The organism is Pseudoalteromonas sp. S3776 (assembly GCF_005886915.1).
Taxonomy (GTDB): Bacteria; Pseudomonadota; Gammaproteobacteria; order Enterobacterales; family Alteromonadaceae; genus Pseudoalteromonas.
The window spans coordinates 67,391-79,582 of sequence record NZ_PNCU01000025.1 but is presented as its reverse complement, the minus strand read 5'-3'; the positions used below and the strand labels follow the sequence as shown (position 1 = coordinate 79,582).

The following is a 12,192-nucleotide window of genomic DNA, read 5'->3' as shown; positions in this document are numbered from 1 at the left end:
CCCCCCCCGCCCCCCCCCCCCAAGCCGACCCACCCCATGATTTCGATCCTGAGCTTGAAGATGAGCCTGAGCTTGTAGAAGAACCAGAGCTTGCAGGAGAGCCAGAGCTTGCAGAAGAGCCAGAGCTTGAAGAAGAGCTTGATGATGATTTGCTTGAAAACACCGACTTCATAGATAGTTCAGAAACATTACTTGACCCAGAAGATGCGCAGGATGAGTACACTGACGATACCCTAAAAAGTGTTGATGAATTACTCAGTGAACTAGAGCAAGCTACAGACGAAGACTATGTTGAAAACCCTGATTGGGCACTTGATGACCTTGATGATGATATTGAAGAGGTAGAGGTCGATTTAGGTGACGATCCGCTAGATTCAAAGGAAACACCAGCGAATCCGCTTTTAGATACTCAACCTGAAAATGAGGTTGTAAATGATACACTCAGCGATGATATAGACTTTTCAGATGAGAAGAGAGACGCGTTAGATGTAACAGAACAACAGCAATACTTACCTGATGAGTTATTGGGCGATGAGCTTGATGGTGAGGCTACAGGCATGCAGCCAAGCCAAGCTGAACAAGACTTAGCAAATGCACTTTCGGGCAATGAACTAGATAGCCTAGAAGACGACTTTGATGATGAGTTACTCATTGATAACGATTTTTCAGAGCTAGAATTACAGTCACAGCTTGCCGCTGAAGAAATCGGTGAAGATGATAGCCGGGCTCAAACGGATTTATCGGCAGATGAATTAACGGATGTTGCAAGCGAGCTAGATTTACCTGAAAATACGGATGAAGACAAAGGGGTTTTTGATGACGATTTACTGCAAAGTATTGATGGGCTAGACGAAGAGCTTGATGCATTATTAGATGAGCAAGTCACCCCAAGCGAAGAGCTTGATGAATACCCTGAATTAGAGCTTGATAACGACGATTTTGATTTAGATGATCAGCAATCATATAGTCCGCAAGAGTTGCAAGGTGATGAACTTGATGGACAGTCAAGCGGTATGGCGCCAAGCCAAGCTGAGCAAAATTTAGCGAATGCACTTGCTGGTAACACTGGTATTGATGCATTAGATGCTGACCTAGATGACGAGCCGCTGATTGACGATGATGTTGATACACCTCTCTCGCAAGAGGAGTCTTTCAGTGAAGAGCAGATTACGGACAGCAAGCAGGAACAACCTGATTTTGACGACGCAATTTTAGAGCAAGCACTATCACAAGACGGTGAAGATGAAATAACAAACTCGCAGATAGAAGCTGAGCTAACACAAGCTCCTGATGAGCAAACTAATGAAGAGGTTATACCCGACGAGCAGCTAGACGATGAGTTTATGGCTGATCTAACGCAAACCGATTTTGATGCGTTACTCAGTGAACTATCTGAACCAGATGAGTTATATTTAGAGGACAGCAGTGAATTTGACGTCGATTTCGATAGCTTACTTAATGAAGATTTAGATAGTGAGATTGAAACGAAAGCGGTTCAAGATAACCCTATACAAGATACAGAGCAGCCTACTGCCGACGATTTTGTTGATATTGATGCGTTACTCGAACAAAGTGACGACTCGGTACTTGAGCACGAACCTTATGACGAAGTTAATATGGATGTAGGGTTAGGTGATTTTGAATCCTTACTTGCTGGGGATAATCCTACAGATGTTGACTTAGAGAGCGGTGGTTATTCTGCCAAGCTTGATTTGGCAAGGGCGTATATTGAGATTGACGACTTTGACTCAGCATTAAAAGTGATTGAAGATGTTATTGAAAGTGGCCCTGAAGATGTGCAAGAAGAAGCCCAAAGCTTAAAAGCAAAATTAAAGTAGCTTTTTAAACGTTACTTGAGCCGCAATAAGGTAATTATTGCGGCTTTTTTGTAGGTATTTATTGGATCACAACACACTGGCTTTTATTGCACCGCGAGATAGCATAAAATGCCTCGTTCATTAGCACAGTAGGTAAAGCAGTAATTATGCGAGTAGCACTTGGAGTTGAATACAACGGCGCGCGTTACAGTGGGTGGCAACGTCAGTCTCACGTAAATAGCGTACAACAAGAAGTAGAAAAAGCGTTATCGCGCATTTGTAATCATCCGGTTGAAATAGTGTGCGCGGGGCGCACAGATGCTGGGGTGCATGGCACTGGCCAAGTTATCCACTTTGAAACTCATGCTCCGCGTGAAATGGTGGCGTTTACCATGGGGATGAATACGCTACTGCCTAAAGACATAGCAATTCGTTTTGCACAACCCGTAAGTGAAGACTTCCATGCACGTTTTAGCGCAACAGCGCGTCGTTACCGTTATGTTATTTATAACTACGCCTACAGGGGCGCAGTGATGAATGAAGGGGTTACACATTTTCATCACCCACTTGATGAAACAAAAATGCAAGAAGCGTGTCAGTACTTAATTGGTGAGCATGACTTTACTTCTTTTAGAGCACTGCATTGCCAAGCTAATACAGCAAACAGAACAATTCATCATTTATCGGTACAGCGACAGGGTGATTACGTTATTATTGATATTAAAGCGAATGCTTTTTTACACCATATGGTGCGCAATATTACCGGCTGTCTAATGGATATAGGCTTACATAAACATCAGCCAGTGTGGTTAAAAGAGCTATTAGATTTAAAAGAGCGCGCTAAAGCCAGTGCCACGGCAAAAGCGGCAGGGTTGTACTTAGTGGATGTTGATTACCCAGCGCATTTTAACATTCCTAAAACGCCGTTAGGGCCATTATTTTTACCTGACACGGAATGTTAGTGCTGAATTTATAAGCGTTTATCTAACTACTAAGACCAGTTTTTTATACCGTGTTTGTGTAATTCATGTTTTAATTGAAAAAATCTGTCTGCTACTTATTAGCAGGCTCGCGACACAGAACAGCATTAAGAGAGTTGCAAATGAGTTGGTTAGAAAAAATCTTACCTAAAACGACTAAGTCATCAGGTCGTAAAGAAATTCCAGAGGGCGTTTGGGCTAAATGTACAGCTTGCGATTCAATTTTATATAAAGCTGAACTAGAGAAGTCATTAAACGTATGTCCTAAATGCGACCACCACATGCGTGTGAGCGGCCGTAAGCGTTTAGAGCACTTTTTAGATGAAGCCGACCGCACAGAGCTAGGTACTGAGCACGAGCCTAAAGATGTATTAAAGTTTAAAGACTCAAAAAAATACTCAGATCGTATTAGCGCAGCCCAAAAAACAAGTGGCGAAAAAGACGCACTAGTAGCGATGAAAGGCCGCTTAAAAGGTATTCCTGTTGCAGCGGTTGCTTTTGAATTCTCATTTATGGGTGGTTCAATGGCTTCGGTTGTAGGTGCACGCTTTGTTGATGCCGTAGACCAATGTTTAGAGCACAACATGCCATTAGTGTGTTTTTCAGCTTCAGGTGGAGCACGTATGCAAGAAGCACTTATGTCGCTTATGCAAATGGCTAAAACCAGTGCTGCACTTGCTAAAATGAGCGAAAAAGGCCTGCCGTTTATATCAGTTATGACCGACCCAACCATGGGCGGTGTATCAGCATCACTTGCGATGTTAGGTGATATAAACGTTGCTGAGCCAAAAGCCTTAATTGGTTTTGCTGGTCCGCGTGTTATTGAACAAACAGTACGTGAAACTCTGCCTGAAGGTTTTCAGCGTAGTGAGTTCTTATTAGAGCACGGTGCGATAGACATGATTGTTGACCGCCGTGAAATGCGTGACACGTTAGCACGTGTGCTTGCTAAATTTATGAACTTGCCTTCTACTGAACAAGAGCATAGAGTAGCGTAAATTTCAGCTTTACTGATTACACGCTATGACAAACATAATTCCTAGCCAATCATCAAGCCTTGATGATTGGCTTTGTTATTTAGAGAGTGTTCACCCTGCAAATATTGAAATGGGCCTCGAACGCGTCGCTACTGTTGCAAACAACATTGGCTTATTAAACACTTCCAGCAAAATCATTTTGATTGGCGGCACAAACGGCAAAGGGACAACAGCACGCTGTTTAGAGTCTTTATTGTTGGCTCAAGGTTATTCTGTTGGCACTTATGCCTCTCCTCATTTAATTAAATACAACGAGCGTGTGCGCATAAATGCTCAAGAGCTTGAAGATCAATACCATGTTGATGCCTTTAACACGCTAGAGCAAGGTCGCGGTAGCACGGCACTGACGTATTTTGAATATGGCACTCTTGGTGCATTGGCTATTTTTAAGCGTTTTGAGGTTGATTATGTGCTGCTTGAAGTTGGTTTGGGTGGGCGTTTTGATGCCACCAATATCGTTACACCTTATGCAAGCGTGATCACCACTATCGATTTAGATCACAAAGAATACCTAGGCGATACACGCGAGCTGGTTGCTTATGATAAAGCAGGTATATTTCGTGAAAATACGCCAGCTATTATTGGTGATTTGAACATACCCCACACTATGACCGATTATGGCACTGAGATTAAAGCCAATATGGTTATATCGGGCACTGATTTTATATTCAAAGAGCACCCAGCGCATTTCACATGGCAATATAAGCATTATGATTTGGCGTTAGACAAACCAGCAATTCCTGCACAAAATGCCGCAACTGCTTTAACTACTTTAGCAGCGTTAAATTTACTACCAAGCGATGAGGTAATTAAACGTTGTTTAGCTAATTTAGTTGTTGAGGGCCGATTTCAGCAACTCAATACAACACCTTTAGTGTTTACTGATGTTGCGCACAATCCCGAATCTGCTCGTTATTTAGCACTAAAGCTTGCAAGCTATAAAGATAAAGGCTTTAAAATTCATGCATTAGTCGCTATGCTTGCTGATAAAGATAAAGCGGGTGTACTTAAAGAGGTAAGCTCTGTAATTGATCAATGGTCTCTTACTAGCTTACACATACCACGTGGCGATAACGTTGAAAATATGGCCGCCGCGTTGCAAACTATACCTCATACAGGCACGCATGAACGCTATAATAGTGTGCACGATGCGCTTAATGTAATTATGCCTACACAGCAAAGTGATACGCTTTTAATTGTGTTTGGGTCATTTTTTACTGTTGCAGATGCTATAAACTACTTTAAAAAATAGAGAGAAAGTCGGTGAACTCAGGTTTTATAAATCGTTTAGTTGGAACCAGTATTGTGGTGATCGCAGCAATTGTGTTTATTCCTAATATACTCGATGGCGAAAAGGTCCACTATAAAGAGGGCTTTAAAGCTATCCCTGAACGCTCTGAGTTTAAAACTATCGACCTTCAAGAGTCTATAGATGAAAAAGTAGCGCAAGCCGAGCCCTTAAAGCAAGCGCCAATAGAGAATGTAGCTGCTGATGACGACGTGCTGACAAGCCAAGAAAGCAAATTCGCGGCAGAGCGAGAAGTAGTCGAGGGCAGCATAGAAGGTGAGAGTGTGCCAAGTAAACCTGTCGCTAAAGCGCCAGAGCCTGCCAAAGCTAACCCTATTGCACCACGCAAGAGTGAAGAAAACCTCACTGATATGGCCTATGTAATTCAGCTTGGTAGCTTTTCTCATGCGGCTAATGTAAAGGCTTTACAAGCTAAGCTTAAAGCAAAAGGTTTTAAAACGTTTACAAAGCCCATCAAAACGCCTAATGGTACATTGACTAAAGTGTTTGTGGGTCCCTCGCTTGATAAGGCTGAGCTTACTGAAAAGTTACCTGAGCTAAAAGCGCTGACCAAGCTCAACGGCAAAGTAACGCAATATACCGTCACTCACTGATTTTTAAAGGCCTTACTTAGTAAGGCCTTTTTTAATTTAGCGCTAAAAAACACACCTCTTAAATGTTAATTTTTTGTATTAGATAGTTACTGGTTATCTCCCGCTTTAACTTGCATATTTAGGAGGTTTGGGTATAGAATGCGCCCCAAAATAGCGACTAATTGGTTAATATGATCTGGGTTGATTACGCCATTCTTGGCATCATTGCACTGTCTACCATCATAGGTTTAATACGCGGCTTCGTTAAAGAAGCTATGTCATTAGCAGTATGGGGTTGCGCATTTATCATCTCTAGTTTGTTCTACCAATATTTAGCTTCCTTCCTAACAAGTATTTCTGAACCCCTTTTAAGAAATGCGGCGGCCATTGCCATACTCTTCTTTGCGACGCTACTGTTAGGCGGTTTACTAAACTACATTTTAGGTGAGCTTGTACAGCGTACTGGTTTATCTGGCACCGATCGTGTCTTTGGCATTGTTTTTGGTGCGCTACGAGGCGTGTTGGTCGTGAGCGCGTTACTCTTCTTTCTTGATGCTTTTACTGGTGCACCAAACACGCACTGGTGGGGCAATTCTATTTTGATTCCAGAATTCGGCTTTGTTGTTGAATGGTTCTTTTCGTACCTAGAAAACAACTCGAGCTTTTTAAATTCAGTAAACCGTTAATCGGCGAGGATAAATTACATGTGTGGTATCGTTGGGATAGTCGGAACATCTCCTGTTAATCAGGCGATTTATGATGGCTTAACTGTTTTGCAGCACCGAGGTCAAGATGCCGCGGGCATCATTACCATTGAAAACAATACGTTCAGCTTGCGCAAAGCAAATGGCCTAGTAAAGGATGTGTTTCACACCCGCCATATGAAGCGACTACAAGGCACAATTGGTATTGGCCACGTTCGTTACCCTACTGCTGGCTCGTCAAGTTCATCTGAAGCGCAGCCATTTTATGTTAATTCACCATTTGGTATTGCGCTTGCGCACAATGGTAATTTAACTAATGCTGAAACGCTCAAGCAGCAATTGTTTTCAGAAGCGCGTCGCCATGTTAATACAACGTCAGACTCAGAAATATTGCTTAATATTATGGCGCATGAGCTAAGTAAGTCAGACAAATTACACTTAGACGCTGAAGATATATTCACCGCAGTAACCGAAGTAAACAACAAGGTTACAGGTGGCTACGCCGCTATTGCGATGATAATTGGTCACGGTGTTTTAGCATTTCGTGACCCTAATGGTATTCGCCCGCTGGTATTTGGTAAGCGTGAAACGCCTAAAGGCACTGAGTACATGTTTGCATCAGAAAGCGTAGCACTAAAGCCTGACGGCTTTGAATTTGTGCGAGATGTAGCGCCAGGTGAAGCGATTTATGTGACTGAAGACGGTCAATTCCATTCACAAAGTTGTGCAGAAAAAGCCTCTTATGCGCCCTGTATTTTTGAGTTTGTTTATTTCGCTCGCCCTGATTCAACCATCGATCGTATGTCGGTTTACGCAACGCGTGTAAACATGGGTACTAAACTGGGTGAAAAAATTGCGCGTGAGTGGAGCGATAAAGACATTGATGTAGTTATCCCAATTCCTGAAACCTCATGCGATGTAGCATTAGAAATTGCCCGCATGCTTGATTTACCTTACCGCCAAGGCTTTGTTAAAAACCGTTATATTGGTCGTACATTTATCATGCCTGGCCAAGAAATGCGTAAAAAGTCAGTGCGTCAAAAGCTAAATGCGATTGACCGTGAATTTAAAGGTAAAAACGTTTTACTGGTTGACGATTCAATTGTACGCGGTACAACTTCTGCGCAAATTGTAGAAATGGCCCGTGAAGCTGGAGCAAAAAATGTGTATTTTGCCTCAGCCGCTCCTGAAATCCGCTTCCCGAATGTGTATGGTATTGATATGCCCTCTGCAGCAGAGCTTATTGCGCATGGCCGCGAAGTTGAAGACATTAACCAAAGCATCAGTGCTGATGGCTTAATTTTTCAATCGCTAAACGATTTAATTGAAGCGGTGAGCCAAGAAAACCCAGAAATTACTAAGTTTGAAACCTCTGTATTTGATGGGCAGTACATTACCGGCGATATTGATCAAGATTACTTAAATCATATTGATCAGCTACGTAACGACTCGGCTAAAAGCAACCGCGAAAATGCCATGTCATCAGGCCTTGAAATACATAATCAAGATGCCAACGAAGCTGACTAATGTGTAACTAAACATAATCGACATAAAAAAAGGAGCTAATTAGCTCCTTTTTTGCGAAGGAAAGAAAGGGAACACTTCATATCAAACAACGTGGTTGATTAGGTAAACATTGGACTCACAATGCCGTTAGTCCAAAGAATTGCGGTTACAGCTAAAATTATTACCAATAAAATTAGCCCGCAGGTGACAACAGAGCTGGCATAAATAAAGCCGCGCTCTTGCGGGATATGCATAAGTATTGGCACGCCCGTATACAGTAAGTACACCGAGTAGGCTAGGGCAATCATACCTACGCAAACAACAAACCACAGCTCAGGTAAAAAAGCGGCTAAGGCCGACATAAACACAGGTGTAGCAGTATAAGCGGCAAGCTCAAGCGTTTGTGTAAACGTAGGTTTAGCACCAAATGTAACGGCCATCCAATGGGCTAAATAGGCCAAAGCAAACACTCCGGCTATTAACGCACCATACATAGCTACGGCAATTAGCAGTGCGCTTTCATGCGTTAAAAATACTGGGTTGCCTGCACCAATACTCCAGCCTAAATACACCGATGAGTAATACCCCATAATCGATGGAAATAATGCAATAAGTAAAATATGCGACAAGCTGTAAGTTAGGCTTTCGTGGCGGTTATCTATTGTTTGCCATTCTTCGAGTGGATGAGCATAAATGCCCCACAGGTGATTCAGTATCATAGCGGTACTCCATAAAAGGAACGGTTTACTGTTGGTTATAATTTATTTTTAGTTTGTTTTTTGTACAGCACTTATATTTATGGTTTAGTTCAGATACAAAGTCAAGTTAACTGCTTATTAACATTTTAAGTCAGTTGTTTTTGCTTGTTTTATTCTTCGTTATTTTTCGTGTTAAAATGGCTTTTTATTATTTGAAGTAACGAGCAGCCCTGTGCCACATAGCGAACTTTTAGCCCCTATTAATAATTTTTTATTGTGCGAAACCCCGAATGCCTGGGTAGATGAAGCAGTAAAAAAAGAGAATTTATCGGTTATCTTAATCGACCATTTAATTTGTGAGTTAAAAGCAGCGCAAAGTGCAATGTTTTTAATCCGTAAATACGCGGTCGATAAAGACAGCAGTGATGCATTACTTGAATGGCTAAAACCTTTTGAAACACTTATTTATAAGCGTGAAGGCAATTGGCGTGATTTGGCGGCTAAAAATAAACTGACAAAATCTATTATTCCAAAGTCAAACTCGCCATACGGGCAAGATTTAATTGATAAAATGGTGATGCTAATAAAAGAAGAATTACATCACTTTTACCAAGTGCTCGAAATAATGGACGAATATGGCGTAGAGTACCGAAGTATCACACCGTGTCGCTATGCTAAGGGGATGCTACGTAACGTTAAAACGTTTGAACCTAATGCTCTCGTCGATAAGCTTATTGTCGGCGCTTATATTGAGGCTCGCTCGTGTGAGCGTTTTGCAAAGCTTGCGCCGCATGTTGATAAACGCTTAGGCGATTTTTATATTTCGTTGCTTCGCTCTGAGGCACGCCATTATCAAGATTACTTAACACTGGCACAAGAAATTGCTGATTTTGATATTACTGAGCGAGTCGACTTTTTTGGTAAAGTTGAGGCTGATTTAATTACCAGCCCCGATGAAGACTTTAAGTTTCACAGTGGTGCACCTGCACAAGTCACCAACTAAATCGGTGCTATTTGCTCTTCAAGCGCACTGGCTAGTTTGGTGCGCTACTTCTTTCTATAAAGTCTATAAGTTCAAGTGCTGCACTTTGAGAAAAACCATGTTTCATCAACACTTTTTTTGCGGTGCCATTGTATAAAATAGCGGTAAAGCCTTGCTCAAGTGCGTCCCTTTTATGTTTTGCATTAGGGTCAGATTTGGGAAACATAACATGGAGTTGGTGGTGCTCTAAATCCGGCGAAATATATTCAACTTGTGGCGCGCCGGGCTCATTAAGCTTTTCGGTGTTTTTTAACCAATATTCCCCCACTTCTTTAGTGCCTGCAACTAAGTCTATCCGTCCTTTTTGTAGCATGTATAAACTATTAATTAACCCACGTGTGGAGGTTACAGCAAGGCCATTACTTTCAGAAAAAGCCTCGCTAACTGCATAGCCAACGCCTTTACAAATACTGTATGGCTGTAAAGAGTTCATACTGCCGTCATAGTTTATTTGCCTGCCTTTGAGCTTAAATAAGCCGACATATACGTTAGCCAGCGGGCGAGAGTAGTAAAAAAGCTCAGTGCGAGATTGTGTAAAAAAAGCGCCTAAAATTGCATCTTTTTTATTTATTTTGGTCAGCTTTAGGGCTCTGTTCCAACTGGTAAACTCTATATCGTTATCAATATTTTGATTTATTAAAGCCGCTTTAATTAAGGCTGTCACCCAGCCATTATTCATTAAGCGCTCACCAATATAAGGAGGGGAGTTTTCAGCGACGAGTTGCCAATTTTCAGAGGCGTACCCTTTGGGAAAAATGCAACAAAGCAATAAGCAAAAAATAGCTTTATTCATATATCCTTATCCTATTACCAAAAAGTACTTAAATAATAGTCAGGATTTGAGATTATGCGAAGGGCGTATTAATAAGTTTTTGACTGTCTGGTGTAACCACTAAGTATGAGCCCTGAGTATACCAATCCCCAAGCACAGTGCGTGTTAGTGTTTGCTTACCTACAGTGTACTTATGCACATTAGGGCGATGCGTGTGCCCGTGTATCATGTTGCTTACATTGTGTTTTGCAAACACCGCCAGTACGGCGTCATCAACTACGTCTAAAACTTCTATGGGTTTGTCGGCTTGACTTAATTTACTTTTTTCTCTGGCATTACGCGCAATTTTTTTTCTGTACCAAAGTGGCATTGCTAACATTAATTTAGGCCACCACCAGCCACGGCTTTTTTTGCGAAACTTTTGATACTCTATATCTTGAGTACACATTTCATCACCGTGCAAAATAACAGTGGGTGTGCCATATAAATCTATAACCGTTTGCTCGTTTAGCAATACCATACCAGCGCGTTTAGCGTATTGCTCACGCATAATAAAATCACGATTACCATGTATAAAGTACACTGGAGTTCCGCCATCTTTAACGGCTTTTAAATGTTTTGCAACTTCACTGGCCAATTCTGTTACGTAGTCATCCCCAACCCATACTTCAAAAAAATCACCTAAAATATACAGTGCATCTACGGGCTTACCGATAATATGCGTATTTATAAAGCGATAAAAGGCCTCGCTAATATCTGGGCGGTTTTCACTTAGATGTAAATCTGCAATAAAGTAGGTTTGAGAAGTCATAAAGGCATCTAGTTAGGTTAAATAAAAGCGGGCGAATACATTAATGTACCATGCCCGCTTAATTACTCGGTGTATGAGTAAACGTTTAGCTTACAGTAACGTTTTCGATGATTACATTTTCAAGCGGTACATCTTGGTGAAAACCAGCGCTGCCTGTTGCAACACCTTTAATTTTATTTACTACGTCCATGCCCTCAACTACTTCAGCAAATACACAGTAACCCCAGCCTTGCGACGTTTCGCTGCTGTGATTTAAAAAGTCGTTGTCGTTAACATTAATAAAGAATTGGGCCGTTGCTGAATGAGGATCAGGTGTACGTGCCATTGCTAATGTACCTACTTTATTAGATAGGCCATTATTTGCTTCGTTTTGAATTGGGTCGTTAACGTCTTTTTGTTCCATACCAGGTACAAATCCACCGCCTTGCACCATAAAGCCGTCAATTACACGGTGAAAAATAGTGCCGTTGTAAAAACCTGAGTTTGCGTACTCTAAAAAGTTTTTAACTGTGTTTGGAGCTTCTTGCTCAAACATTTTAATGGTGATGTCACCAAAATTAGTGTGTAGAACAACCATGTGGTTTCCTATATCTGGTTTAATTAGTTGCGCTATTTTATCTTAGTTAACTAAGATAAACAAAGTGCTTGTTCAATATATCCAAAGCTGCTCAAGGTATATACTTGTGCGTTTTACAGAGGGTCTATATCGAGGTGGTATTTTGTCGTTGTCGTATTTTCTCTCAATATGTAACTATGCACAGAACAAGAGCTCGTTGAGCAATAAACAGGGTGATTTAAAACCGATTTTTACAGTGTTATTAATTTTAACAACAGAACCTCTATTACACACAATCAAGGCCTAACCTAAATTGGTTTTAATTCCAGCTTAAACAACTGTATTGAAGAGGTTTGGGTATAAAAAGCGCTAGAGCGGGGGCTTTTCA

At 41.4% G+C, this 12,192-nt stretch carries 12 protein-coding genes; 8 read left to right on the top strand and 4 right to left on the bottom strand.

Annotation, left to right across the window (positions count from 1 at the left end; all coding sequences use genetic code 11):
* From CWC16_RS11565 to purF, 7 genes are all read left to right on the top strand, one after another.
* Positions 1–1,838 (top strand): FimV/HubP family polar landmark protein (locus CWC16_RS11565; protein ID WP_283957366.1); only part of this gene is annotated, 1,838 nt, incomplete at its 5' end.
* A gap of 146 nt (positions 1,839–1,984) precedes the next feature.
* The gene (gene truA, locus CWC16_RS11560; protein ID WP_055015805.1) at positions 1,985–2,779 is read left to right on the top strand and encodes a tRNA pseudouridine(38-40) synthase TruA; all 795 of its coding nucleotides are present in this window, start codon (positions 1,985–1,987) and stop codon (positions 2,777–2,779) included.
* Between the two features lie 140 nt (positions 2,780–2,919).
* Positions 2,920–3,795 carry an acetyl-CoA carboxylase, carboxyltransferase subunit beta gene (gene accD, locus CWC16_RS11555; RefSeq protein WP_055015804.1) on the top strand — a complete coding sequence of 292 codons (876 nt, stop codon included), beginning with the start codon at positions 2,920–2,922 and terminating at the stop codon, positions 3,793–3,795.
* 25 nt (positions 3,796–3,820) lie between these two features.
* Positions 3,821–5,086, top strand: a complete 1,266-nt coding sequence (folC, locus tag CWC16_RS11550) for a bifunctional tetrahydrofolate synthase/dihydrofolate synthase (protein WP_138541640.1) — start codon at positions 3,821–3,823, stop codon at positions 5,084–5,086.
* Between the two features lie 11 nt (positions 5,087–5,097).
* The gene (locus tag CWC16_RS11545) at positions 5,098–5,736 is read left to right on the top strand and encodes an SPOR domain-containing protein (RefSeq protein ID WP_138541639.1); all 639 of its coding nucleotides are present in this window, start codon (positions 5,098–5,100) and stop codon (positions 5,734–5,736) included.
* A 170-nt stretch (positions 5,737–5,906) separates the two neighbouring features.
* Entirely contained in the window at positions 5,907–6,401 is a 495-nt protein-coding gene (locus CWC16_RS11540) for a CvpA family protein (RefSeq protein WP_055015801.1), read from the top strand.
* An 18-nt stretch (positions 6,402–6,419) separates the two neighbouring features.
* The gene (gene purF, locus CWC16_RS11535) at positions 6,420–7,946 is read left to right on the top strand and encodes an amidophosphoribosyltransferase (protein ID WP_055015800.1); all 1,527 of its coding nucleotides are present in this window, start codon (positions 6,420–6,422) and stop codon (positions 7,944–7,946) included.
* A 98-nt stretch (positions 7,947–8,044) separates the two neighbouring features.
* Here the strand turns inward: purF and CWC16_RS11530 are convergent, their stop codons facing one another.
* The gene (locus tag CWC16_RS11530) at positions 8,045–8,644 is read right to left on the bottom strand and encodes a Yip1 family protein (protein ID WP_004586887.1); all 600 of its coding nucleotides are present in this window, start codon (positions 8,642–8,644) and stop codon (positions 8,045–8,047) included.
* Between the two features lie 211 nt (positions 8,645–8,855).
* Between CWC16_RS11530 and miaE the strand changes: the two genes are divergently transcribed.
* Positions 8,856–9,626: a tRNA isopentenyl-2-thiomethyl-A-37 hydroxylase MiaE gene (miaE, locus tag CWC16_RS11525; protein ID WP_055015799.1), complete on the top strand. Its 771-nt coding sequence runs from the start codon at positions 8,856–8,858 to the stop codon at positions 9,624–9,626.
* Between the two features lie 31 nt (positions 9,627–9,657).
* Here the strand turns inward: miaE and CWC16_RS11520 are convergent, their stop codons facing one another.
* The 3 genes from CWC16_RS11520 to CWC16_RS11510 form a co-directional block, all read right to left on the bottom strand.
* Positions 9,658–10,458, bottom strand: coding sequence for a substrate-binding periplasmic protein (locus CWC16_RS11520; protein ID WP_138541638.1), 801 nt, complete (start codon positions 10,456–10,458; stop codon positions 9,658–9,660).
* 52 nt (positions 10,459–10,510) lie between these two features.
* Entirely contained in the window at positions 10,511–11,248 is a 738-nt protein-coding gene (locus tag CWC16_RS11515) for a UDP-2,3-diacylglucosamine diphosphatase (RefSeq protein WP_138541637.1), read from the bottom strand.
* An 85-nt stretch (positions 11,249–11,333) separates the two neighbouring features.
* The gene (locus CWC16_RS11510) at positions 11,334–11,825 is read right to left on the bottom strand and encodes a peptidylprolyl isomerase (protein ID WP_024032242.1); all 492 of its coding nucleotides are present in this window, start codon (positions 11,823–11,825) and stop codon (positions 11,334–11,336) included.
* Between the last annotated feature and the right edge of the window lie 367 nt (positions 11,826–12,192).

Bases quoted from the DNA above. Each gene is read 5' to 3' on its own strand.
- accD (WP_055015804.1), top strand. From the start codon at position 2,920: ATGAGTTGGTTAGAAAAAATCTTACCTAAAACGACTAAGTCATCAGGT.
- truA (WP_055015805.1), top strand. From the start codon at position 1,985: ATGCGAGTAGCACTTGGAGTTGAATACAACGGCGCGCGTTACAGTGGG.
- purF (WP_055015800.1), top strand. From the start codon at position 6,420: ATGTGTGGTATCGTTGGGATAGTCGGAACATCTCCTGTTAATCAGGCG.
- CWC16_RS11515 (WP_138541637.1), bottom strand. From the start codon at position 11,248: ATGACTTCTCAAACCTACTTTATTGCAGATTTACATCTAAGTGAAAAC.
- CWC16_RS11540 (WP_055015801.1), top strand. From the start codon at position 5,907: ATGATCTGGGTTGATTACGCCATTCTTGGCATCATTGCACTGTCTACC.
- folC (WP_138541640.1), top strand. From the start codon at position 3,821: ATGACAAACATAATTCCTAGCCAATCATCAAGCCTTGATGATTGGCTT.
- CWC16_RS11530 (WP_004586887.1), bottom strand. From the start codon at position 8,644: ATGATACTGAATCACCTGTGGGGCATTTATGCTCATCCACTCGAAGAA.
- CWC16_RS11520 (WP_138541638.1), bottom strand. From the start codon at position 10,458: ATGAATAAAGCTATTTTTTGCTTATTGCTTTGTTGCATTTTTCCCAAA.
- CWC16_RS11510 (WP_024032242.1), bottom strand. From the start codon at position 11,825: ATGGTTGTTCTACACACTAATTTTGGTGACATCACCATTAAAATGTTT.